Annotated in this window: 20 protein-coding genes; 12 read left to right on the top strand and 8 right to left on the bottom strand. The window is 70.9% G+C overall.

Features of this window, described 5'->3' with window-relative positions:
- Positions 1 to 99: 99 nt before the first annotated feature.
- The 3 genes from ACFV88_RS04160 to ACFV88_RS04150 form a co-directional block, all read right to left on the bottom strand.
- On the bottom strand, positions 100 to 1,185 hold the full coding sequence (locus tag ACFV88_RS04160; RefSeq protein WP_385485757.1) for a S1C family serine protease: 1,086 nt from the start codon (positions 1,183 to 1,185) through the stop codon (positions 100 to 102).
- Between the two features lie 142 nt (positions 1,186 to 1,327).
- A complete protein-coding gene (locus ACFV88_RS04155) occupies positions 1,328 to 2,035 on the bottom strand; it encodes a class I SAM-dependent methyltransferase (protein ID WP_385486040.1) in 708 nt (235 codons plus the stop codon).
- Between the two features lie 71 nt (positions 2,036 to 2,106).
- Positions 2,107 to 2,733 (bottom strand): DUF3043 domain-containing protein, encoded by a 627-nt coding sequence (locus ACFV88_RS04150; RefSeq protein ID WP_385485755.1) that lies wholly within the window; start codon positions 2,731 to 2,733, stop codon positions 2,107 to 2,109.
- 278 nt (positions 2,734 to 3,011) lie between these two features.
- On the opposite strand from ACFV88_RS04150, the gene ACFV88_RS04145 reads away from it, so the two are divergent.
- From ACFV88_RS04145 to ACFV88_RS04125, 5 genes are all read left to right on the top strand, one after another.
- Positions 3,012 to 3,803 carry a PspA/IM30 family protein gene (locus ACFV88_RS04145; protein ID WP_385485753.1) on the top strand — a complete coding sequence of 264 codons (792 nt, stop codon included), beginning with the start codon at positions 3,012 to 3,014 and terminating at the stop codon, positions 3,801 to 3,803.
- Between the two features lie 32 nt (positions 3,804 to 3,835).
- Complete coding sequence (locus ACFV88_RS04140; RefSeq protein ID WP_385485751.1) at positions 3,836 to 4,114, top strand: hypothetical protein; 279 nt, start codon at positions 3,836 to 3,838, stop codon at positions 4,112 to 4,114.
- A 140-nt stretch (positions 4,115 to 4,254) separates the two neighbouring features.
- A complete protein-coding gene (locus tag ACFV88_RS04135) occupies positions 4,255 to 5,613 on the top strand; it encodes a sensor histidine kinase (protein WP_385485749.1) in 1,359 nt (452 codons plus the stop codon).
- Complete coding sequence (locus ACFV88_RS04130; RefSeq protein WP_385485747.1) at positions 5,610 to 6,287, top strand: response regulator; 678 nt, start codon at positions 5,610 to 5,612, stop codon at positions 6,285 to 6,287. Before ACFV88_RS04135 ends, ACFV88_RS04130 begins: the two co-directional genes overlap by 4 nt.
- Before the next feature lie 177 nt (positions 6,288 to 6,464).
- The gene (locus ACFV88_RS04125) at positions 6,465 to 9,581 is read left to right on the top strand and encodes an efflux RND transporter permease subunit (RefSeq protein WP_385485745.1); all 3,117 of its coding nucleotides are present in this window, start codon (positions 6,465 to 6,467) and stop codon (positions 9,579 to 9,581) included.
- 446 nt (positions 9,582 to 10,027) lie between these two features.
- Here ACFV88_RS04125 and nadA read toward each other — a convergent pair whose 3' ends face one another.
- The gene (gene nadA, locus ACFV88_RS04120; protein ID WP_385486038.1) at positions 10,028 to 11,206 is read right to left on the bottom strand and encodes a quinolinate synthase NadA; all 1,179 of its coding nucleotides are present in this window, start codon (positions 11,204 to 11,206) and stop codon (positions 10,028 to 10,030) included.
- A 371-nt stretch (positions 11,207 to 11,577) separates the two neighbouring features.
- On the opposite strand from nadA, the gene ACFV88_RS04115 reads away from it, so the two are divergent.
- Positions 11,578 to 11,940, top strand: coding sequence for a HesB/IscA family protein (locus ACFV88_RS04115; RefSeq protein WP_385485743.1), 363 nt, complete (start codon positions 11,578 to 11,580; stop codon positions 11,938 to 11,940).
- A gap of 105 nt (positions 11,941 to 12,045) precedes the next feature.
- Here ACFV88_RS04115 and ACFV88_RS04110 read toward each other — a convergent pair whose 3' ends face one another.
- Both ACFV88_RS04110 and ACFV88_RS04105 read right to left on the bottom strand, forming a co-directional pair.
- Complete coding sequence (locus tag ACFV88_RS04110; protein ID WP_385485741.1) at positions 12,046 to 13,608, bottom strand: hypothetical protein; 1,563 nt, start codon at positions 13,606 to 13,608, stop codon at positions 12,046 to 12,048.
- Positions 13,609 to 13,750: 142 nt separating this feature from the next.
- Positions 13,751 to 13,966 (bottom strand): hypothetical protein, encoded by a 216-nt coding sequence (locus ACFV88_RS04105; protein ID WP_385485739.1) that lies wholly within the window; start codon positions 13,964 to 13,966, stop codon positions 13,751 to 13,753.
- A gap of 181 nt (positions 13,967 to 14,147) precedes the next feature.
- Here ACFV88_RS04105 and ACFV88_RS04100 point away from each other — a divergent pair, with 181 nt between their 5' ends.
- Positions 14,148 to 15,128, top strand: coding sequence for a carbohydrate kinase family protein (locus tag ACFV88_RS04100; RefSeq protein ID WP_385485737.1), 981 nt, complete (start codon positions 14,148 to 14,150; stop codon positions 15,126 to 15,128).
- A 376-nt stretch (positions 15,129 to 15,504) separates the two neighbouring features.
- Here the strand turns inward: ACFV88_RS04100 and ACFV88_RS04095 are convergent, their stop codons facing one another.
- Positions 15,505 to 16,899: a cysteine desulfurase/sulfurtransferase TusA family protein gene (locus tag ACFV88_RS04095; protein ID WP_385485736.1), complete on the bottom strand. Its 1,395-nt coding sequence runs from the start codon at positions 16,897 to 16,899 to the stop codon at positions 15,505 to 15,507.
- 368 nt (positions 16,900 to 17,267) lie between these two features.
- Between ACFV88_RS04095 and coxB the strand changes: the two genes are divergently transcribed.
- From coxB to ACFV88_RS04075, 4 genes are all read left to right on the top strand, one after another.
- On the top strand, positions 17,268 to 18,227 hold the full coding sequence (gene coxB / locus ACFV88_RS04090) for a cytochrome c oxidase subunit II (protein ID WP_385485734.1): 960 nt from the start codon (positions 17,268 to 17,270) through the stop codon (positions 18,225 to 18,227).
- A complete protein-coding gene (gene ctaD, locus ACFV88_RS04085; RefSeq protein WP_385485732.1) occupies positions 18,224 to 19,978 on the top strand; it encodes a cytochrome c oxidase subunit I in 1,755 nt (584 codons plus the stop codon). Before coxB ends, ctaD begins: the two co-directional genes overlap by 4 nt.
- Positions 19,975 to 20,373: a cytochrome c oxidase subunit 4 gene (locus ACFV88_RS04080; protein ID WP_385485730.1), complete on the top strand. Its 399-nt coding sequence runs from the start codon at positions 19,975 to 19,977 to the stop codon at positions 20,371 to 20,373. Before ctaD ends, ACFV88_RS04080 begins: the two co-directional genes overlap by 4 nt.
- Before the next feature lie 182 nt (positions 20,374 to 20,555).
- Positions 20,556 to 21,821 (top strand): Ig-like domain-containing protein, encoded by a 1,266-nt coding sequence (locus ACFV88_RS04075; protein WP_385485728.1) that lies wholly within the window; start codon positions 20,556 to 20,558, stop codon positions 21,819 to 21,821.
- A gap of 113 nt (positions 21,822 to 21,934) precedes the next feature.
- On the opposite strand, the gene ACFV88_RS04070 is transcribed toward ACFV88_RS04075, so the two are convergent.
- On the bottom strand, positions 21,935 to 22,336 hold the full coding sequence (locus ACFV88_RS04070) for a hypothetical protein (protein ID WP_385485726.1): 402 nt from the start codon (positions 22,334 to 22,336) through the stop codon (positions 21,935 to 21,937).
- Positions 22,337 to 22,548: 212 nt separating this feature from the next.
- On the opposite strand from ACFV88_RS04070, the gene ACFV88_RS04065 reads away from it, so the two are divergent.
- Positions 22,549 to 23,169, top strand: coding sequence for a heme-copper oxidase subunit III (locus ACFV88_RS04065; protein ID WP_385485724.1), 621 nt, complete (start codon positions 22,549 to 22,551; stop codon positions 23,167 to 23,169).
- The last annotated feature ends 3 nt before the right edge of the window (positions 23,170 to 23,172 follow it).

Raw genomic sequence — 23,172 nt, 5'->3', positions numbered from 1 at the left:
GCCACCGGGACCGGGACCATCGGCGACCCGGAGACCGTCGAGGCCCCCGCGGAGTCCTGAACCCCGTCCGCCCCGGCCGCGCACCGGGCCGGGGCGGCATCAGATCTCGCCGAGCGTGACCTCCACGGTGGATTCCGCCCCGTTCCGCAGGTAGGTCACCTTCACCCGGTCGCCCGGCGCGTCCTCCGCCAGGACCTCCGACAGGGACGTGATCGTCGTGACCGACTGGTCGTCCACCCGGGTGATGACGTCGCCGGGGCGGATGCCCGCGTCGTCCGCGCCGCCGCCGTTCGTCACCGACACCACCGCGACCCCGGCGGGCCGCTGCTGCTCGTCCACGACCGTCCGCCCGGTGATGCCGAGCGCGGCCCGGCCCGAGTCGGTGACCTTCCCGTCCTTGATGATCTGGTCCGCCACGGTGGTCACCATCGAGGCGGGGATCGCGAAGCCGATGCCCGGCGCCGCGCTGTTCCCGAAGTTCGGATCGGTCGCCGCCAGGGTGGGGATGCCGATCACCTTGCTGTCCAGGTCCACCAGGGCGCCCCCGCTGTTGCCCGGGTTGATCGAGGCCGACGTCTGGATCATGTTCGCGATGGTCGCGCCCGTCCCGCCGTTGTCCTCGCTCTCGCTGACGGTCCGTCCGGTCGCCGACACGATGCCCTCGGTCACGCTGGAGGACAGCCCCAGCGGGGAGCCCATCGCCAGGACGATCTGGCCCACCCGCACCTTGCCGCTGTCCCCGAAGGAGGCCGGACGCAGCCCCTTGGGCACCCTGTCGAGCCGCACCACCGCGAGGTCCTGTTCCGGATAGCTGAACACCAGCTCCGCGGTCAGCGGCTGCTCGCTGCCCGCGGTCGTCACCCGGAAGGAGCGTTCGTTGCCGATGACGTGCGCATTGGTGACGATGTGACCCCGGTCGTCGTACACCACGCCGGAGCCGAGGTCATCGCGCCCGCGGATCTGCACGACGGACGGCAGGACGTCGGCGATGGTCTCCTCGTAGTCGCCCTGGAGGGCTTCGGCGGATCGTTGGGCCGGCGCGGCGCGTTCGGTGACGGGGGTGGCCGCCGCGGTCCTCGCGGACCCGGGCCCGCCGGAGCACCCGGCGAGCAGCGCCCCGACGCACAGGCACCCCAGCACGATCGCCGCCCGGGCGCCGGGCGCCGTCCTACGGGATGAGTTCATGTCGAGAAGTCTGTGGCCGCGCACGGCGTGGAACCCTGAATTACCCACCCAAACGGGTCACCCCGGGGAAATCACGGGTCGCCCATCGGGTGAACGCGACGGGGGCGGCAGACGGAGGGGGCGTAGCGGGCCAGGAGTCCGGTCAGCCCCGCGCCCCGCAGAGGTGCAACAGCGAGGCGACGCCCCGGTAGGGGTCGGTCCGCCCGGCCCGGTCCTCGGCGTCCAGCAGGAGCCCCAGATCGCCCTTCCCCGGCAGGGCGGTCGCCTCGGGCACGGTGTCCGTGAAGACCCGCACCCCGTACCAGGCGCGCAGCGGCGCCCCGATGCCGGCGAGGGTCGCGGTCACCGCGCCCAGCCGGTCCGCCCGGACCTCCACCCCGCCCCGGTCCCGGCACACGACGGAGTCGAAGGAGCCGAGCGCACCGGCCCAGTCCCCGGACAGCCCCGGCCGCATCGCCATCGCGTCGGCATTGCGCACCAGCAGCGACATCAGCCCGCCGCCGGCCAGCATCCGGGCCAGCCCGGCGACCACCGGGTCGGTCTCCGCCACGTACATCAGCAGCCCGTGGCACAACACCACGTCGAAGCTGCCCGGCAGGAACTGGACCCCGGTGTCGCGGCCGTCGCCCTCGAAGAAGCGCACCCGGTTGCGGACGCCCTCCGGCTCGGCGGCCAGCGCCGCACGCGCGACCGCCAACCGTGCGAGGTCCCGTTCGAGTCCGGTGACCTCGTGCCCGGCCCGGGCGAGCCGCAACGCCTGGGTACCGCGCCCCGCGCCCACGTCCAGGACCCGCAGTCGCTTGCCGACCCGGAAGCGGGCGGTTATCTGCTCGTCCAACTGGCGGGCCACGAGTTCCCGCCGCACCACGTCCCGCAGCCCGTAGGGGTCAGTCGGTCCGTCCCCCGCAGGTGCGGCCGGTGTCAGGGCCGCTCCCCGCGCTTGACCTGCGGCTTCGGCAGCCGGAGGCGGCGCATCTGGAGCGTCCGCATCAGACCGTAGGCGACGGCGCCGCGCTTGGGCTCGTCCGGGAAGCGGGTGCGCAGCTCCTTCTTCAGCCGGATGAACAGCAGCGAGGAGTCGAGCAGGATCAGCGCGATCACGAACAGCCACAGCAGCAGGGCGATGTTCTGGAGCTGCGGTACCCGCACCATGCTCAGGACCAGGATGACCACGGCCATGGGCAGGAAGAATTCCGCGATGTGGAAGCGGGAGTCCACGTAATTCCGGACGAAGCGCCGCACGGGGCCCTTGTCACGTACGGGCAGGTACCGCTCGTCCCCGCTCGCCAACGCCTGTCGCTGCCGCTCCAGCGCGGCACGCCGCTCGTCGCGGTTGCGCTTGGTGGCGTCCTTGCGCGTCATGGGCGTATTCGCCACGCTGCGGCGCTGCGACTGGGCCTCGCTGCGCTTGGGCGTGGCATGCCCCTTCGGCGCCTGCGGGTCGCGGGCCTGCTTGGTGGTGGTCACCGGCGCCTGCTCGGCGGCGGTCTTGTCTGTCTTGGCACGGCTACGGAACACAAAACCCAAGGGTACGGGGTGGGGGCGCATGGACCCATGCCAGGCGGGGAACGATCCGGCAACACCGGTCGTCCCTAGAGGGACAGAGGAGACATCCAGACCGCTACCCGGAGTTCCACCACGGGCCGTCACCGGCTCGGACCCCCGGGTAACACCTACTCCTTACGCTGGATCGAAGTCGCACGCAGTCGTCCTTGGGGATGACCGCATCCGGCGCCGAACAGTGCGGTAATAGAGGCGGGCCCCTTACTGTGGGACCTGTTGGAGAGTTTGAGCCGGAGTCCGTCAGAAGGGGGCGCGCGAAGCCCATGAGCGGTGTCATGAAGCGTATGGGGATGATCTTCCGCGCGAAGGCGAACAAGGCCCTTGACCGGGCCGAGGACCCGCGCGAGACCCTTGACTACTCGTACCAGAAGCAGCTGGAGCTGCTCCAGAAGGTCCGCCGCGGGGTCGCCGACGTGGCGACCTCCCGCAAGCGCCTGGAGCTCCAGCTCAACCAGCTCCAGAACCAGTCCAGCAAGCTGGAGGACCAGGGCCGCAAGGCGCTGGCGCTCGGCCGTGAGGACCTCGCCCGTGAGGCGCTGTCCCGCAGGGCCGCGCTCCAGCAGCAGGTCAGCGATCTGGAGACGCAGCACCAGACCCTCCAGGGCGAGGAGGAGAAGCTGACCCTCGCGGCCCAGCGGCTCCAGGCCAAGGTCGATGCCTTCCGCACCAAGAAGGAGACCATCAAGGCCACCTACACCGCCGCCCAGGCCCAGACCCGGATCGGCGAGGCGTTCACCGGCATCTCCGAGGAGATGGGCGACGTCGGCCTCGCGATCCAGCGCGCCGAGGACAAGACCGCGCAGCTCCAGGCACGTGCCGGCGCGATCGACGAGCTGCTCGCCTCGGGCGCCCTCGACGACCCCACGGGCATGGCGAAGGACGACATCGCCGCGGAGCTGGACCGCATCTCCGGCGGCACCGACGTGGAGTTGGAACTCCAGCGCATGAAGGCCGAGCTGGCCGGGGGCTCTCCCTCGCAGCAGGCCATCGAGGGCGGCCAGCAGGCCACCGGGAACCAGCAGCAGCGCGACACCCCGCGCTTCGACAAGCAGTAGGCCCGGGCCGCACACACGCCTAGGAGGGCGTCATGATCGTACGGATCATGGGGGAGGGCCAGGTACGGCTCGCGGACAGCCACGTCGCCGAGCTGAACACCTTGGACGACGAACTGCTCGCAGAGCTGGAGAGCGGGGACACCCCCGGATTCCGGCGGACCCTCTCCGCCCTCCTCGACCGGGTGCGGGAGCTGGGGAGCCCCCTGCCCGACGACTCCCTGGAGCCGTCGGAGCTGATCCTCCCGTCCCCGGACGCCAGCCTCGACCAGATCAGAGCCCTGCTGACGGACGAGGGCCTGATCCCCAACTGATCCCCACTGATCTCCCCTCCGGCGCCCGGTGACGCCCGCCGGCGCCCGGTGACACCGACCGAAGGGCCGCGCCGTACCCGACCGGTGCGGTGCGGCCACCGCCGCCCGCGCCGCACCCCGACCCGGCTAACGTTCCTGAGGTGACCCCCTTGGACCGGGCCAGGAACAGCTGGGGCTGGCTGCGCGCCCACCCCACCGTGGCCGACGGCGCCCTCGCCCTGGGCGTCTTCACCGTCATGCTCTGCGTCGCGATGATGAACCCCTACGGGCCGGCCGCGCAGCACGGCCCCATGGTGTGGAGCACCCGCACCCCGGGTGCCCTCAGCCTGGTCCTGATGCCGTTGGCCGCCGCGACCCTGGCGTTCCGCCGCCGCGCCCCCCTGCCCGTCCTGTGGGTCACGGGCCTCCTGTCCTTCGTGGAACTGCTGTTCAGCGAACCCCGGGCACCGGTCGCGATGGCAGCCGTCTGCGCGCTCTACACGGTCGCCGCGCGCACCGACCGCCCCACGGCCTGGCGGGTCGGCCTGCTGACGATGACGGCCCTGACCGGCGCGGCGATGCTCGCCGGCCCGATGCCCTGGTACACCCAGGAGAACCTCGGCATATTCGCCTGGACCGGCATGGCCGCAGCCGCCGGCGACGCGGTCCGCAGCCGCCGGGCCTTCGTCGACGCCATCCGCGAACGCGCCGAACGCGCCGAACGCACCCGCGAGGAGGAGGCACGGCGCCGGGTCGCGGAGGAACGCCTGCGCATCGCCCGCGACCTGCACGACGTGGTCGCCCACCACATCGCCCTGGTCAACGTGCAGGCGGGCGTCGCGGCACACCTCATGGACCGGCGCCCCGACCAGGCCAAGGAGGCACTGGCCCATGTCCGCGAGGCGAGCCGGTCGGCCCTCGGCGAGCTGCGCGCCACGGTCGGGCTGCTCCGGCAGAGCGGCGATCCGGAGGCCCCCGTCGAACCCACCTCCGGCCTCGACCGGCTCGAAGAGCTCGCCGACACCTTCCGGCACGCCGGACTGCGCGTCGAGGTGGCCCGCGGCGACCAGGGCAGCCGCCCGCCCGCCGCGGTCGACCTGGCCGCGTACCGGATCATCCAGGAGGCACTGACCAATGTCCGCAAGCACGCCGGGGGCCGCGCCCGCGCCGAGGTGAGCGTCGTACGGGTGGGCCCCCACATCGAGGTCACCGTGCTGGACGACGGCTCCCGGGCCGCCCGCGCCGAGGCCGCCGCCGACCCCACCACCCCGCCCGACCCGGCCCTGCCGTCCCAGGCGGGCCCGGACCGCTCGGACCAGCGGACACGCCCCGACCCGTCGGGCCACCAGGACCAGCCGGGCGGCGGCCACGGACTGCTGGGCATGCGGGAACGCGCCACCGCGCTCGGCGGCGTCCTCACGGCCGGTCCCCGGTACGGGGGCGGGTTCCGGGTCCATGCGATCCTGCCGGTCAAGACCCGCACCGGGCGCGGTGCGGGGGAGACGGAGGAACCGCCGTGACCATCCGGGTGCTGCTCGCCGACGACCAAGCCCTGCTGCGCAGCGCCTTCCGGGTCCTGGTCGAGTCCGAACCCGACATGGAAGTGGTCGGCGAGGCCTCCGACGGCGCCGAAGCCGTCCGGATCGCCGCCGAGACGGTGCCCGACGTGGTCCTGATGGACATCCGGATGCCCGGCACCGACGGGCTCAGCGCCACCCGGCTGATCTGCCGGGACCCCGCCCTGTCCACGGTGCGGGTGGTGATGCTGACGACGTTCGAGGTCGACGAGTACGTCGTGCAGTCGCTGCGCGCCGGTGCCTCCGGGTTCCTCGGCAAGGGCTCCGAGCCGGAGGAACTGCTCGGCGCGATCCGGCTCGCCGCAGTGGGCGAGGCCCTGCTGTCCCCCGCCGCGACCAAGGGCCTGATCGCCCGGTTCCTCGCCCAGGGCGACGACTTCGACCCCGCCGGCCGCGCCGACTCCGAGCGGCTCGACGCGCTCACCGGCCGGGAACGGGAAGTCCTCGTGCAGGTCGCCGGCGGCCTCTCCAACGACGACATCGCCGAACGCCTCCAGGTCTCGCCGCTCACCGTGAAGACCCACGTCAACCGGGCGATGGCCAAGCTCGGTGCCCGCGACCGCGCCCAACTCGTCGTCATCGCCTACGAGTCGGGCCTCGTGCGCCCACGCGGCTAGACCGCTGCGCACTACCCCTCAAGGTGTAGATCGCCTACTACACCCGCAGTATGCGCGGCATAAAGGAAAGCGACCTGGGGTCGAGGGATCGGCCTTCCGCGATGGCCCAGGGTAGGGGAGGGGGCTGAGAAGACGCGCCTCCCTCCGTGCCCAGCCACAGAAGAGAGACCGTCACCCATGTCCTGGCTGTCGAAGTTCAGCCTCGCTCAACGGGCCCTGATCGGGCTGATGTCGATCATTGCGATCGTCTTCGGCGCCATAGCGATTCCGCAGCTCAAGCAGCAGCTCCTGCCCTCCATCGAACTGCCGATGGTGTCCGTGCTCGCCCCGTACCAGGGTGCCTCGCCCGACGTGGTCGAGAAGCAGGTCGTCGAGCCGCTGGAAGACAGCATCGAAGCGGTCGACGGCATCACCGGCGTCACGGCCACCGCCAGCGAGGGCAACGCCGTCCTCATGGCGCAGTTCGACTACGGTGACGGCTCGAAGCAGATCATCGCCGACGTCCAGCAGGCCGTGAACCGGGTCCGCTCCCAGCTGCCGGCCGAGGTCGACCCCCAGGTCATCGCCGGGTCCACCGACGACATGCCGACCGTCGTGCTCGCCGCCTCCTCCGACAAGGACCAGCAGGCGCTCAAGGACCAGCTCGACCGCACCGTCGTGCCCAAGCTCAAGGAGATCGACGGCGTCGGCCAGGTCACCATCGACGGTGTCCGCGACCTCCAGGTCACCGTCACCCCCGACGACAAGAAGATGGCGCGGGCCGGGGTGAGCGCCCCGGTCCTCGGTCAGGCCATCCAGGCCGGCGGCGCCACCGTCCCCGCGGGCTCCTTCGAAGAGGACGGCAACAACCGCACGGTCCAGGTCGGCGGCGGCTTCACCTCCGTCCAGCAGATCCAGGACCTGATGGTCACCGGCGAGGGCGTCAAGAAGCCCGTGCGGCTCGCCGACGTCGCCACCGTGAAGCAGGAGCCGGCGAAGGCCGACTCCATCACCCGCACCAACGGCGAACGCAGCCTCGCGATCGTGGTCACCATGGACCAGGACGGCAGCTCGGTCGCGATCTCCGAGGCCGTCGAGGACGCCCTGGCGGACCTGCGCGCCGACCTCGGTGCCGGCGCCTCGCTCGCCGTCGTCACCGACCAGGGACCCGCGGTCTCCAAGGCGATCGACGGCCTCACCACCGAGGGCGCGCTCGGGCTGCTCTTCGCCGTCATCGTCATCCTGGTCTTCCTCGCCTCGATCCGCTCGACGCTGGTCACCGCGGTCTCCATCCCGCTGTCCATCGTCCTCGCGCTGATCGTGCTGTGGAGCCGGGACCTCTCGCTCAACATGCTGACCCTGGGCGCCCTGACCATCGCCATCGGCCGGGTGGTCGACGACTCGATCGTCGTCCTGGAGAACATCAAGCGGCACCTCGGCTACGGCGAGGAGCGCAAGGAGGCCATCCTCACCGCCGTCAAGGAGGTCGCGGGCGCGGTCACCTCCTCGACGCTCACCACCGTCGCCGTGTTCCTGCCCATCGGCCTCGTCGGTGGCATGGTCGGCGCGCTGTTCGGCTCCTTCAGCCTCACCGTGACGGCCGCGCTGCTCGCCTCGCTGCTGGTGTCGCTGACCGTCGTCCCGGTCCTGTCGTACTGGTTCCTGCGGCCCCCGAAGTCCGTGCGCGGGGTCGACGCGGAGGAGGCCCGCCGCCAGGCCGAGGAGAAGGAGGCCCGCAGCCGCCTCCAGCGCACGTACGTGCCCGTGCTGCGGTTCGCCACCCGACGCCGTCTGGTCAGCCTCGGCATAGCCGTCGTCGTCCTGCTCGCCACCTTCGGCATGGCACCGCTGCTCAAGACGAACTTCTTCGACCCGGGTGAGCAGGAAGTCCTCACCATCCGCCAGGAGTTGAAGCCCGGCACCGGGCTGGCCGCGTCCGACGCGGCGGCCCGCAAGGTCGAGAAGATGCTCGACGGGGTCGAGGGCATCGAGAACTACCAGGTCACCGTCGGTTCCTCCGGCTTCATGGCGGCGTTCGGCGGCAGCACCGACACCAACCAGGCGACCTACCAGGTCACCCTGGAGGACGACGCGTCCTACGAGGACACCCAGGACCGCATCGAGGCCGGGCTCGGCAAGCTCTCCGGCGTCGGTGAGACCACCCTGTCCGTCGGCGACGGCTTCGGCGCCCAGGACCTCAGCGTGGTTGTCAAGGCCGCCGACCCCGCGGTGCTGCGCAAGGCGTCCGACGAGGTCCGCGACGAGATCGCGAAGCTCGACGACGTCACCGACGTCCAGAGCAACCTCTCGCAGTCCATCCCGCGGATCTCCGTCAAGGCCAACGACAAGGCCGCCCGGGCGGGGCTCACCGATGCCACCCTCGGCGCGGCCGTCGCCCAGGCGGTGCGCGGCACCACCACCGGCAAGGCGGTCCTGAACGACGCCGAGCGCGACATCGTGATCCGCTCGGCGCAGTCCGCCGCCACCCTGGACGAACTGAAGGACCTGCCCATCGGTCAGGCCCGGCTCGGTGACCTCGCCGTGGTCGAACTCGTCGACGGTCCCGTCTCCATGACCCGCATCGACGGTCAGCGCTCGGCCACCGTCACGGCCCGGCCGACCGGCGAGAACACCGGCGCGGTCAGCTCGGAACTCCAGACGAAGATCAACGCGCTGAAGCTGCCCGAGGGGGCCACCGCGTCCATCGGCGGGGTGTCCGAGGACCAGGAGGACGCGTTCGCCTCCCTCGGCCTCGCGATGCTCGCGGCCATCGCCATCGTGTTCATGCTGCTGGTGGCGGCCTTCAAGTCGCTCGTCCAGCCGCTGATCCTGCTGGTGTCCATCCCGTTCGCGGCGACCGGCGCGCTCGGCCTGCTCATCGTGACCGGCACGCCGCTGGGCGTTCCCGCGATGATCGGCATGCTGATGCTCATCGGCATCGTGGTCACCAATGCGATCGTCCTCATCGACCTCATCAACCAGTACCGCGCTCAGGGGTACGGGGTCGTGGAGGCGGTCGTCGAGGGCGGCCGGCACCGGTTGCGTCCGATCCTCATGACCGCGCTGGCCACGATCTTCGCGCTGCTGCCGATGGCCCTCGGGGTCACCGGTGAGGGCGGGTTCATCGCGAAGCCGCTCGCCGTGGTCGTGATCGGTGGGCTGATCAGCTCGACGCTGTTGACGCTGTTGCTCGTGCCGACGCTGTACGCGATGGTCGAGCTCCGCAAGGATCGTAGGCGCGCGAAGCGCGAGGCGAAGAGGTCCGGGACGTCTGTTCCGGAGCAGTCCGACTCGCCGGAGCCGGCCCGCGCGTAGTCCCTCCGGGTGGGCCCCCTGATCCTGTACGGGTCGGGGGGCCCACTCGTTTCCGCGGGGTGCGAGGTGGTCGCCCGCCCTTTCGGTACGTCCACCTGCGCGTGCGCTGCTTCCGTGCGGTGCGCTGCCGCTTCGCGCAGTTCCCCGCGCCCCTATCGGGTACGTCCACCTGCGCGTGCGCTGTCCTGCGGGGTGCGCTGTGCTCACCCGCGCAGTTCCCCGCGCCCCTGTCGGGGCGCCGCCCTGTGGGTCGGGGTGCCCTGTGGGGCGGGGCGGGGCGCACGGGGCGGCGTACCCCGAGCTGGGCGCACCTGATCAGGGGCGCGGGGAACTGCGCGAAACACCAGCGCACCCGCACGGGAGCAGCGCACGCCCACCGGGACGCACCGGAAAGGGGCGCGGGGAACGGCGCGGGCAACCACAGCGCACGCCAGCGCAAAAGACCCCTACGGGAGAGCCAGCATGCGTTCCAGCGCGAGCTTGGCGAACCGCTCGGTCTCCGGATCGACACTGATCCGATTGACCACCTTGCCGTCGGCCAACGACTCCAGCGTCCACACGAGGTGCGGCAGGTCGATCCGGTTCATGGTCGAGCAGAAGCACACCGTCTTGTCGAGGAAGACGATCTCCTTGCCCTCCGGGGCGAAACGGTTCGCCAACCGCCGCACCAGATTCAGCTCCGTGCCGATTGCCCAACTGGACCCGGCGGGCGCGGCCTCCAGCGCCTTGATGATGTACTCGGTCGACCCCACGTAGTCCGCCGCCGCGACGACCTCGTTGTGGCACTCGGGGTGGACGAGCACGTTGACCCCGGGGATGCGGGCCCGCACGTCCTCCACGGACTCCAGCGAGAAGCGCCCGTGCACCGAGCAGTGCCCCCGCCACAGGATCATCTTCGCGGCCCGCAACTGCTCCGGGGTCAGCCCGCCGCCCGGCTTGTGCGGGTTGTAGACGACGCAGTCCTCCAGGGACATGCCCATGTCCCGCACCGCGGTGTTGCGCCCGAGGTGCTGGTCGGGCAGGAACAGCACCTGCTCGCCCTGGGTGAACGCCCAGTCGAGCGCCTTGTGGGCGTTGGACGAGGTGCAGATCGTCCCCCCGTGCCGTCCGGTGAACGCCTTGATGTCCGCGGACGAGTTCATGTACGAGACGGGCACGACCCGCTCGGCTATGCCGGCCTCGGTCAGCACGTCCCAGCACTCGGCGACCTGCTCGGCGGTGGCCATGTCGGCCATGGAGCACCCGGCGGCGAGGTCCGGCAGGACGACCTTCTGGGCGTCTTCGGTGAGGATGTCGGCCGACTCGGCCATGAAGTGCACACCGCAGAAGACGATGTACTCGGCCTCGGGGCGCGCCGCGGCATCGCGCGCCAGCTTGAACGAGTCGCCCGTGACGTCCGCGAACTGGATGACCTCGTCGCGCTGGTAGTGGTGCCCCAGGACGAAGACCTTGTTGCCGAGCTTCTCCTTGGCCGCCCGGGCCCGTTCCACCAGGTCGGGGTCGGAGGGCGAGGGCAGGTCACCGGGACACTCCACGCCGCGCTCGCTGCGCGGGTCGGCCTCCCGGCCGAGCAGCAGCAGGGCCAACGGAGTCGGTTGGACGTCCAGGGGCTGGGCGGTGGTCACGATCACGCACCCTTTCTCTGCGGGGTCTGACCCCGGCGGCTCACAGGCGGCCTCCGGACCGGGGGTGGCCCGGCCCGGAGGCCCCTTTTCGTCGTTCTGACGTTATCTATCATAACTGCTTCACGTCAGTTTGACGATGGCCATCATGTCGATGTGACGCATTCCCCCCGGGACCACCGGCGCGCCCCGGACCAGGCGTGTTCCCCGGGCGATGGGCCCCGGGAACGGACGTGGTCGCCCCCGCGCCCCGTGTGCGAGCATGGGAAGCGCAAGGCAAGACGCCGAACACGCACGCGGGCCCGGAATGAATCCGCCGCACCGCCGGTTGTTACGTCGGCAAGCAGTCTCCGTACAACCCGGGAGAGATGTAGATGTCCGTATCGGACGAGACCACGACCGCCACCGACACCGACGGCATCATCCTGTCCGACGCCGCCGCGTCCAAGGTCAAGGCTCTGCTCGACCAGGAAGGCCGCGAGGACCTGGCCCTGCGGGTCGCCGTACAGCCCGGCGGCTGCTCGGGCCTGCGCTACCAGCTCTTCTTCGACGAGCGCTCCCTCGACGGGGACGTCGTGAAGGACTTCGACGGCGTCAAGGTCGTCACCGACCGCATGAGCGCCCCCTACCTGGGCGGCGCCTCCATCGACTTCGTCGACACCATCGAGAAGCAGGGCTTCACGATCGACAACCCGAACGCCACGGGCTCCTGCGCCTGCGGCGACTCCTTCAGCTGACGCGGCCCGACCGGTCGGCCGTCCCCGCGACGGACCGCAGCGTCCCCGCACCGCATCAGGCGGTACCCCGTGACGGGGTACCGCCTGACGTGCGTTCCGCGCTGGCTACCGCGCGCCGCCGCGATCCGTGCCCGGCCACCCCCGCGGAGCGCGGTCCGGCACCGGCGCGCCCTTCGCGTCCACGACCTCGCGGTTCCCGAGCGGCCCGTCCAGGCGCACGGTCCGCTCCTCGTGCACCGCGACCGCCGCGCAAACCCGCCCCGGCTCGGTGGTCTGCGTGACCCGTACGGTCACCTCGTCCTGCTTCTCGCGCGCGCTCGCCGCATAGGTGGGGCAGAGCCCGCCGACGAAGTGCAGCACCAGTTCGTCGACGGTGCCGCCCTCGACCTTCCGGACCGAGTACCACGCGATGTCGACGTCCGAGGTCTCGGTGCCCTCGCGCTCCTCGGGCAGCGGCGACGGCGAGCCGCCCGGCGCGCTCAGGTGCACGGGGGAGACCGCCGGCCGGGTCACCGTGTACGGGGTGCCGGAGCCGTCCGGGGTCACCTCGAACAGCCAGGACGGGACCAGGATCGAACGGCCCCCGGAGAGCTGGGCGGCCAGCCCGAACTCGGCCCCCGTGATCCACAGCGGGTCCTTCTCCGGCGCGGCCTTCGTCGACCCCTCGCCGCAGGGCGCGGCGATCCGGTCCTCGTGCGGGACGGCGGTCGCGCAGCCGCCGATGCCCACCGGCCCGTCGCCCGCCCCGTTCAACAGCCCGAGCGCCTTCGCCGCGCTGATCGTCGGATACGTGTCCCCCTCGACCAGCTCGGCCAACCGGCCGCTGCCCCCGGTGACCTCGCCACCCGGGCCGATGTGCAGCCCGGTCGACCAGCCGAAGGTGGGCGAACCGGCCACCACCGGTGCCGCGTTCACCACCCGGGCCGAACCCAGGACCTGCCGCGCGTCGACCTTCGCGGAGTCCTGTCCGATGGCCTTGAGCACCGGAGCGGCGGCGGCCTTCGCGGCGGCCTCACCGATCGGCGCGGTGCCCCGGGACCCACCGGGGAGCCGGGCCGGCCGGCGCTCCTCGTCGGGGGTGCAGCGGCTCCCCGAGGCGCAGGAGTCCGAACCTCCCGCGTAACGCGTGAACGTCCAGGTCCCCACGTCGTCCCGGGCGACCTGGAGCGACGGGCTGCCGTCGGCCGCGCCGACCCGCCAGGTGCTGCCGTTCAGCACCGGTTCGCCCGGGACGCCCAACGCCTCGGCCAGTTCGCTGACCGCGGACCGTTCCACCGGTGAGCCCGGTCGGTACACGGCCGCGCGGGCGGGGCCCTTCGGCAGCTTCCCCCGTGCCTCGTAGCGCGGGCCGCCGGGGTTGGGCTCACCGGGTGCGATCCCCGGCCCGTCGCCGCCGCCCCCCTGCTGACCGTCGAGGGCCAGCGGCGGGGGAGTGTCACCGCCCTTGCCCGGCGGTACGGCCCGCTCCGCGGGTCCGTTGCCCGAGGCGGCCATGGCCAGATACGTTCCACCGCCCCCGACCAGCACCACCGCCGCGACGGCGGCGACCATCACGGGGGAGCGGCGCAGGCCCCCCCACCGGGCTCCGCCGCGGGGCCGCGACTCGCCCGCGGCGTCGGCACCCTCGACGCCACCGGGGCCGTCCGGGTCGACCGGGTTGCTGCTCACCGCATCGCTCCTTCGCCTGCGCCGCGGTCGCCTCGTGCTCCCGCGGCGGGTCGTAGAACTGGTCCGCCGGTGCGGCGGACAGCGATGGGACGCGGTGGGCGGGCGCACGGTTCCGCCGCGCGCCCGAGCTCACCCGAACGGCTCACCCCCCGTACGTCGACCGCTCGAACATCGGGTCCAACAGACGGGCGGAGGAGGCGGGCACGACGACCCCGTGGAGCGGAGCGGGTCGGGGCGCGGAGGTGCGCCGCGGGTCCGGGGTCCAGTGCGGGACCATCCGGGCACAGTCCCCCCGCAGCGCGGCCAGGCCGCCGTCGAGGTCGTACGGAGCGGGTTCCCGGAGCCGGAGGTTCGTCATAGGGCCACGGTAGGCGCCAGGGCTCATGCGAAAAAAGCCCTACTATCAGGTAGTTTCGACCTTTCGCCAGGTTCGGACCGTTGCGGTGAACGGGTAGCGTGAAGTGTTCACTCTCCGGGGTCCCGGTCGACCGCCGCGGACCCGTCCAGCCGCCCCGAATTTCCCCCAGGAGCGCCTCGCCGTGCGTATCGCAGTCACCGGCTCCATCGCCACCGACCATCTGATGACCTTCCCCGGACGGTTCGCCGAGCAACTCGTCGCTGATCAACTGCACACGGTCTCCCTGTCCTTCCTCGTCGACACCCTCGACGTGCGCCGCGGCGGGGTCGGCGCCAACATCGCCTTCGGCATGGGACAGCTGGGGGCGAACCCGATCCTGGTCGGGGCCGCCGGCGCCGACTTCGACGAGTACCGCGCCTGGCTCGACCGGCACGGCGTGGACACCGAGTCCGTCCGCATCTCCGAGGTCCTGCACACGGCCCGGTTCGTCGTCACCACCGACGCCGACCACAACCAGATCGGCTCCTTCTACACGGGTGCCATGAGCGAGGCCCGGCTCATCGAGCTGAAGGCGGTCGCGGACCGGGTCGGCGGGCTCGACCTCGTCCTGATCGGCGCCGACGACCCGGAGGGCATGCTCCGCCACACCGAGGAGTGCCGCAGCCGGGACATCCCCTTCGCCGCGGACTTCTCCCAGCAGATCGCCCGGATGAACGGCGACGAGATCCGCATACTGCTGGACGGCGCGGCGTACCTCTTCTCCAACGAGTACGAGAAGGGCCTCATCGAGGCCAAGACCGGCTGGAGCGACCAGGAGATCCTCAGCCGCGTCGGCCACCGGGTCACCACCCTCGGCGCGCGGGGCGTGCGCATCGAGCGGGTCGGACACGATCCCATCGAGGTCGGGGTCCCCGCGGAGGACGCGAAGGTCGACCCCACGGGTGTCGGCGACGCGTTCCGTGCCGGGTTCCTGTCCGGCCTCGCCTGGGGCGTCAGCCTGGAACGGGCCGCCCAGGTCGGTTGCATGGTCGCGACGCTCGTCATCGAGACGCTCGGCACGCAGGAGTACCAGCTTCGCCGGGTCCACTTCATGGACCGCTTCACCAAGGCGTACGGCGACGAGGCCGCGCAAGAGGTCCAGTCCCACCTGACTTGCCCCTGACGCGTTTCGGTGGCCCGCGGTGCTCCAGCTGGTGGCGGGCCCCGGAGGTACGGCCACCTGAGCGTGTGCTGCGCTGCGCGGGTGCGCTGTGCTCACCCGCGCAGTTCCCCGCGCCCCTATAGGGGCCCGCCTGCCACCTCGGCGGGGCCCCGATAGGGGCGCGGGGAACTGCGCAAAGCGTCCAGCGCACCGAGCCGGACAGCGCACCCCCACGGGACAGCGCACCACCGGATGAACGCACTCGATCAGGGGCGCGGGGAACGGCGCAAAACCACCGCGCACCCGCACGGGACAGCGCACCGCCAGGTGGACGCACCGAAAGGGGCGCGGGGAACGGCGCGGCCAACCACGCCGCACCCGACGACGGGACGCGCCCTCACACCACCCGGACCACCCGGTAAGCCACCCCCCGCCCCCCCGGCGACGCGCCGGCAAACCGCTGACCCCGCATCTCGCACCACGCAGGAATGTCCCACCGGGCAGCCTCATCGTCGGCGAGCACGACCACCGTCCCGCCCACCGGAACCCGCCCGATCACCTTCGCCAGCTCGATCACGGGCAACGGGCACCGCTTGCCCAGCGCGTCCACCACCAGCTCGCCCCCCTCGACGCGAGCCGGGTCCGACGGGGCCGGCGCGTGGGTGCCGCCACCCAACTTCCCGCGCACGGAGTCCACCACCGTCGGCAGCACCCCGAGGAACCGCTCGACCTCCTCGGCCGGGGTCCCCGGCGGCAGCGACACCCGTACGTTCCCCTCACTGAGCACGCCCATCGCCCGCAGCACGTGGCTGGGCGTCAGCGTGCTGCTGGTGCACGAGGACCCGGACGACACGGAGAACCCGGCCCGGTCCAGCTCGGACAACACGCTCTCGCCGTCCACGTACAGACAGGAGAAGGTGACGAGGTGCGGCAGCCGCCGCTCCGGGTCGCCCACGACCGTCGTGTCCGGGACCAGCACCGTCACCCGTTCCCGCACCCGTGCGGTCAGCGCCCGCAGCCGCGCCCCCTCGGCGTCGGCCTCCGCCCGTACCGCCCGCAGCGAGGCCACCGCCGCGACGACCGCCGGAACGTTCTCGAAGCCGGGTGCCCGACCCGACTCCCGCTCGTCCACCGGCCCCCGCGGGGCGAACCGCACTCCCTTGCGCACCACGAGCAGCCCCACTCCGGCCGGCCCGCCCCACTTGTGGGCGCTGCCCGTCAACAGGGACCAACCGCCGGGCACCGGTCCCCACGCGAGCGACTGCGCCGCGTCCACCAGGAGCGGCACCCCGGCCTCCCGGCACCGCTCGGCCACCTCGGCGACCGGCTGTTCCGTGCCCACCTCGTGATTGGCCGACTGGAGGCACGCCAGGGCGGAGTCCGGCCGCAGCAGGCCCGTGAAGACCTCGGCGTCCACCGCCCCGGTCCGGGTCACCGGGGCCCGGGTGACGCTGCCGCCGGCCGCCTCGTGCACCTCGGCCGCGTGCAGCACGGAGGAGTGCTCGACCGCCGACACCAGCAGGTGAGCGCCGGCCCGGCGCCGGCCGGCCAGGGCGCCGGCCACCCCGTCGTGCACGGCCCGGGTGCCGGAAGGGGTGAAGACCAGCTCGTCGGGGCGGCACCCCAGGGCCTCGGCCGCGGCCTCCCGCGCCGCGTCCAGCAGCATGCGGGCCCGGCGGCCCTCGCGGTAGAGCCGGGCGGGGTCGGCCCACCCTTCGTCCAGGGACGCCTGGAGCGCCTGCCGGGCGACGGGGTGCAGCGGTGCGGAGGAAGCCGCGTCGAAGTAGGACACGCCCGTACCGTAACCCCGGCCCGCCCCCGGCCGTCCGGTCGGCCGGCCCCGCCGGACGGGGGGCGCAGCGGGGCCGGGGACCGGCGCCGGAGGGGCCGTCAGGAGCAGTGTCCCCGGGGCCGATCGGCCGCCCCTTCGACCCGACGGAACGTCCCGCTCCGTGTTGCGGTCGGGCCTCCGACCAGCGGCGTACCACCCCTTCGGGGAGTCGGACGGCGCGTTGGGCACCCTCCCCGCGCGACCCCAAATAGCGTCCAGTAGGGTTTGGTCCGCATAAACATCCAAACCCCTGCCCGACGCAGGGCGGCGACCGACCAGCGAGAAGGCCGCAGCCAACCGCGCGGGCGAGACTCTCGGGAAGGCGCTACGTGAGTCCCAACGGCTCCGACCGCTCGCCGCGGCGCCCGATGCGGCGGAAGCTGCTGCAGGCACTGACTGCGGGCCTGGTCCTGGCGACCGCCACCGGTTGCACATACAAGGACTTCCCCCGCCTGGGTATGCCCACCCCGACCACCGAGGAGGCGCCCCGCATCCTCTCCTTGTGGCAGGGTTCGTGGGCCGCCGCGCTCACCGTTGGCGTGCTGGTGTGGGGCTTGATCCTGTGGAGTGTCTTCTTCCACCGGCGCAGCCGCACCAAGGTCGAAGTTCCCCCCCAGACCCGGTACAACATGCCGCTAGAGGCGTTGTACACCGTGGTCCCGATCCTCATCGTCTCGGTGTTCTTCTACTTCACCGCGCGCGACGAGTCGAAGCTCCTGGCACTGGACGACAAGCCCGCCCACGTCGTGAACGTGGTCGGCTTCCAGTGGAGCTGGGCCTTCAACTACGTCGAGAAGGTGCCCGGCTCCACGGGCAACGCGAAGACGGACAAGAACCTGGCGGGGATTCCGAACCGCTTCAAGGAAGACTTCCCGGACAACGCGGGCGGCGTGTACGACGTCGGCGTTCCCGGTACCCGTAACCCCCAGACAGGCAACCCCGGTCCCACGCTCGTCCTCCCCAAGGGCGAGAAGGTCCGCTTCGTCCTCACCTCGCGTGACGTCATCCACTCCTTCTGGGTGGTGCCGTTCCTGATGAAGCTGGACGTCATCCCGGGCCACACCAACGCCTTCGAGGTGACCCCGAGCAAGGAGGGGACCTTCCTGGGCAAGTGTGCCGAGCTGTGCGGTACGGACCACTCCCGCATGCTCTTCAACGTCAAGGTCGTCTCCCCCGAGCGCTACCGGCAGTACTTGAAGGAGCTGGCGGACAAGGGGCAGACCGGTTACGTCCCGGCCGGCATTGAGCAGACGAGCCACGAGAAGAACCGGGAGACGAACCAGCTGTGAGCATCCTCAACGATCCTCCTCAGGGCGCAGAGGCGGCTGACGACTCGTACGAGAACGAGCTGCCGGTCCGTCGCAAGCAGCCCGGCAACGTCGTGGTCAAGTGGCTCACCACCACCGACCACAAGACCATCGGTACGTTGTACCTGGTCACCTCGTTCGTCTTCTTCTGCGTCGGCGGCGTCATGGCGCTGTTCATGCGTGCCGAGCTGGCCCGCCCGGGCACGCAGATCATGTCGAACGAGCAGTTCAACCAGGCGTTCACGATGCACGGCACGATCATGCTGCTGATGTTCGCGACGCCGCTGTTCGCGGGCTTCGCGAACTGGATCATGCCGCTCCAGATCGGTGCCCCCGACGTCGCGTTCCCGCGGCTGAACATGTTCGCCTACTGGCTCTACCTGTTCGGCTCGCTCATCGCGGTCGCGGGCTTCCTGACCCCGAACGGCGCCGCCGACTTCGGTTGGTTCGCCTACTCGCCGCTGTCCGACGCGGTCCGCTCGCCGGGCGTCGGCGCGGACATGTGGATCATGGGTCTGGCGTTCTCCGGCTTCGGTACGATCCTCGGCTCGGTCAACTTCATCACCACCATCATCTGCATGCGCGCACCCGGCATGACGATGTTCCGCATGCCGATCTTCACCTGGAACGTGCTGCTGACCGGTGTGCTGGTCCTGCTCGCCTTCCCGGTGCTGGCCGCCGCGCTCTTCGCGCTGGAGGCCGACCGGAAGTTCGGCTCGATGATCTTCGATCCGGCCAACGGCGGAGCGCTGCTCTGGCAGCACCTCTTCTGGTTCTTCGGCCACCCCGAGGTGTACATCATCGCCCTGCCGTTCTTCGGCATCATTTCCGAGATCCTGCCGGTGTTCAGCCGCAAGCCGATGTTCGGTTACTCCGGTCTGATCGGTGCGACGATCGCCATCGCGGGCCTTTCGGTCACGGTGTGGGCGCACCACATGTACGTCACCGGTGGCGTGCTCCTCCCGTTCTTCTCCTTCATGACGTTCCTCATCGCCGTTCCGACCGGCGTGAAGTTCTTCAACTGGATCGGAACGATGTGGAAGGGCTCGCTGTCCTTCGAGACACCGATGCTCTGGGCGATCGGCTTCCTGATCACCTTCACCTTCGGTGGTCTGACCGGTGTCATCCTGGCCTCGCCGCCCCTCGACTTCCACGTCTCCGACTCGTACTTCGTGGTGGCGCACTTCCACTACGTCATCTTCGGCACCGTGGTCTTCGCGATGTTCGCCGGCTTCCACTTCTGGTGGCCGAAGTTCACCGGCAAGATGCTGGACGAGCGCCTCGGCAAGATCACCTTCTGGACGCTGTTCATCGGCTTCCACGGCACGTTCCTGGTCCAGCACTGGCTGGGTGCCGAGGGCATGCCGCGCCGGTACGCCGACTACCTGGCGGCCGACGGCTTCACCGCCCTGAACACCATCTCCACGATCAGCTCCTTCGTGCTCGGTCTGTCGGTCCTGCCGTTCTTCTACAACGTCTGGAAGACCGCCAAGTACGGCAAGAAGGTCGAGGTGGACGACCCGTGGGGCTACGGCCGCTCCCTGGAGTGGGCCACGTCCTGCCCGCCGCCCCGGCACAACTTCGTCACCCTGCCGCGCATTCGCTCCGAATCGCCGGCGTTCGACCTGCACTACCCGGAGATCGCCGCGCTCGACCAGCTGGAGAACGCGGGCGGGCACCTCGGCCCCGGTTCCGGTGAGGCGCTGGCCGGCAGCAAGGAGGCCGGCAAGTGAAGATCCAGGGCAAGATGTTCATCTGGTTGAGCGTCTTCGTACTCGTCATGGCGATCGTCTACGGCGTGTGGTCGAAGGAGCCGGCCGGCACCACGGCGCTCTTCCTCGCCTTCGGCCTGTGCATCATGGTCGGCTACTACCTGGCCTTCACGGCCAAGCGGGTCGACGTGGGCGCGCAGGACAACAAGGACGCGGACGTCGCGGACGACGCCGGTGAGGTGGGCTTCTTCAGCCCGCACAGCTGGCAGCCGCTCGCCCTCGCCGTCGGTGGCGCGTTCGCCTTCTGCGGCGTCATCTTCGGCTGGTGGCTGCTGTACTTCTCGCTGCCGATCATCCTGATCGGTCTGTGGGGCTGGGTCTTCGAGTACTACCACGGAGAGAACCAGAACCAGTAGCACCCGCTGAGCACCCGTACGGGCCCGGACACTCCCCTCGGAGGTCCGGGCCCCGTGCGTTGCACCTGGCACCCCCGCACCCCGGCACCCCCGCGCCCCCCATATCCCCTCCCACACCCCCCACCTCCCCCGTACGGCCCACTCGCCGTGCCCGGCGCGCCGGACGTTCTTAGGCTCGGGCCATGAGCCACTCACCGCGAACGCGCACGGTCTTGAGCTGCACGATGCTGGTGGTCACCCTCGTCGCGGGTGCCACCGCCTGTGGCGGTACCACCGACCATCCGCTGTCAGCCGCGCCGTACGACGCGGCGAGCCAGGTGCTCCTGGGCACCGCATCGGGCAACGCCAAGCTCGACCCCGACCGCCCCCTGGAGATCACGGCCAAGCAGGGCGCGGGGGGCCGCATCACCGACGTCACGGCCACCGACGCCGCGGGACGCTACGTGGCGGGCAAACTCTCCGCCGACGGCACTCGTTGGCACACCACCGTCCCGCTGGCCGCAGGCGCCCATTACACGGCCCGGGTCAGCACCGAGAAGGCGGACGGCTCGCCCGGCCGGAAGGTCGTCACCTTCGACACGGGCGTCCCCGCCAAGAAACGCGAACTGAAGGTGACGTTCGGCCCCGACGAGGGCAAGTACGGGGTCGGCCAACCCATCATCGCCGAGCTGAGCGAGCCGATCGAGGACAAGAAGGCCCGGGCCGCCGTCGAACGGGGCCTCAGGGTCGAGTCGCAGCCCGCGGTCGAGGGCGCCTGGCACTGGCTCAACGACGAGGTCCTGCACTACCGGCCCAAGGAGTACTGGCCCGTCAACGCCACGATCACGGCGCGCAGCACCCTGGACGGCATCAAGGTCGGCGAGCGCCTCTGGGGCGGCGAGAGCGCCCCGTTGAAGCTCACCACGGGCGACAGGATCGTCGCGGTCACCGACGCCTCCTCGCACTACATGACGGTCTACCGCAACGGCGAGGAGATCAACTCGATCCCCGTCACCACCGGCAAGCCCGGCTTCTCCACCCGCAACGGCATCAAGGTGGTGCTCGGCAAGGAGTACTTCGTCCGGATGCGGGGCACCAGCATCGGCATCGCCGCGGGCACCTCGGAGTCGTACGACCTACCGGTGTACTACGCCACCCGGGTCACCTGGAGCGGCGAGTACGTGCACGCGGCGCCCTGGTCGCTGGGCTCGCACGGCGCCGCCAACGTCAGCCACGGCTGCACGGGGATGAGCACCGGCAACGCCGCCTGGTTCTACGAGACCGTCCGCGCGGGCGACCTCGTCAAGGTCATCAACAGCTACGGCGAGGAGATGGACCCCTTCGGCAACGGGTACGGGGACTGGAACCTGGACTGGAAGGATTGGCAGGAGGGCAGTGCCGTCCACGGCACCGGAGCCCCCCGCACCCCGCCGGCGGCCCAACAGGCCCGACTGCGCCCGGGGACCTGACCCGTCCCGCGCGGCCCCGTCGCCGCCCGGTCCTGCACGACACGCCCGGCGGTGCGCACACCACCGGGCGTCCGGCACCCGTAAAGATCGGGGTCAACCCCCATCCGTACGCGTCAGGCCTGCACGGCCAGCCGACTGCGCAGCAGTTCCGCGAGCGCTCGCGCGAACTCCACGGGTTCCACCGGGTGGGTCACCGCGGCCTCGGCCCGGCTCCAGGTGGCCAGCCAGGCGTCCTGGGGGCGCCCGATCAGCAACAGCACCGGCGGGCAGCGGAAGACCTCGTCCTTGATCTGGCGGCACACGCCCATGCCGCCCGCGGGAACCGCCTCGCCGTCCAGGACGCACGCGTCGATCCCGCCCCGGTCCAGTTCCTTGAGCAACGCGGGCAACGTGGCGCACTCGATGAACTCGACCGGCGGCACGTCCGTGGCCGGCCGGCGCCCCGTAGCCAGCCGCACCTGCTCCCGCGTGTTCGCGTCGTCGCTGTAGACCAGCACCGTGGCGGTCGGCTGCATTGTTCCTCCGAGTGCTTGGGGGCTCCGGAGCCTGCCTGGCCCGGGGCTGTGGGATGCCTGGGACGGGAACCGTTGGGGCGGATGCTACTCCCTCGGACACCTCGTCAACACCGGTTCGGACACCGTCGCGATGGGCCATCCGGGCAGCGCACGGCGTGCGGACACACCGAACGGCACCCCCCGGAGTGAGGGCGAGATAAGCGACCGACATAATGTCGGTCGTGGCGACAGCAACGACAGTAGAAACCGGGCCCGCGCACCCGTCGGTCAATCGACCGAACCTCACCAGCGTCGGAACCATCATTTGGTTGAGTTCCGAGCTGATGTTCTTCGCGGCCCTCTTCGCGATGTACTTCACCCTGCGATCGGTGACCGGCCCCGAGTTCTGGAAGGAACAGGCAGCAGCCCTGAACCTGCCGTTCTCGGCGACGAACACCACGATCCTGGTGCTCTCCTCCTTCACCTGCCAGCTCGGTGTGTTCGCCGCCGAGCGGGGTGACGTGAAGAAGCTCCGGATGTGGTTCATCGTGACCTTCATCATGGGTGCGATCTTCATCGGTGGTCAGGTCTTCGAGTACGTGGAGCTGGTGAAGGAGTACGGCCTCTCGCTGTCCTCCGACCCGTACGGCTCGGTGTTCTACCTGACGACCGGCTTCCACGGACTGCACGTGGCGGGCGGACTGATCGCCTTCCTCCTGGTCCTGGGGCGCACCTACGCGGCCAGAAGGTTCACTCACGAGCAGGCGACCGCCGCGATCGTCGTGTCCTACTACTGGCACTTCGTCGATGTCGTGTGGATCGGCCTCTTCGCCACGATCTACTTGATCAAGTAATCG

This window comes from Streptomyces sp. NPDC059816 (assembly GCF_042732055.1).
GTDB lineage: Bacteria > Actinomycetota > Actinomycetes > Streptomycetales > Streptomycetaceae > Streptomyces.
Note: the sequence above shows the minus strand (reverse complement) of the source record. Positions and strands in the feature narration are given on the sequence as shown.

Excerpts from the sequence above, each read along its gene's own strand:
- ACFV88_RS04150 (WP_385485755.1), bottom strand. The coding sequence starts at position 2,733 with ATGCGCCCCCACCCCGTACCCTTGGGTTTTGTGTTCCGTAGCCGTGCC.
- ACFV88_RS04075 (WP_385485728.1), top strand. The coding sequence starts at position 20,556 with ATGAGCCACTCACCGCGAACGCGCACGGTCTTGAGCTGCACGATGCTG.
- ACFV88_RS04065 (WP_385485724.1), top strand. The coding sequence starts at position 22,549 with ATGTCGGTCGTGGCGACAGCAACGACAGTAGAAACCGGGCCCGCGCAC.
- ACFV88_RS04115 (WP_385485743.1), top strand. The coding sequence starts at position 11,578 with ATGTCCGTATCGGACGAGACCACGACCGCCACCGACACCGACGGCATC.
- ACFV88_RS04145 (WP_385485753.1), top strand. The coding sequence starts at position 3,012 with ATGAGCGGTGTCATGAAGCGTATGGGGATGATCTTCCGCGCGAAGGCG.
- ACFV88_RS04070 (WP_385485726.1), bottom strand. The coding sequence starts at position 22,336 with ATGCAGCCGACCGCCACGGTGCTGGTCTACAGCGACGACGCGAACACG.
- ACFV88_RS04125 (WP_385485745.1), top strand. The coding sequence starts at position 6,465 with ATGTCCTGGCTGTCGAAGTTCAGCCTCGCTCAACGGGCCCTGATCGGG.
- ACFV88_RS04160 (WP_385485757.1), bottom strand. The coding sequence starts at position 1,185 with ATGAACTCATCCCGTAGGACGGCGCCCGGCGCCCGGGCGGCGATCGTG.
- ACFV88_RS04105 (WP_385485739.1), bottom strand. The coding sequence starts at position 13,966 with ATGACGAACCTCCGGCTCCGGGAACCCGCTCCGTACGACCTCGACGGC.
- ACFV88_RS04140 (WP_385485751.1), top strand. The coding sequence starts at position 3,836 with ATGATCGTACGGATCATGGGGGAGGGCCAGGTACGGCTCGCGGACAGC.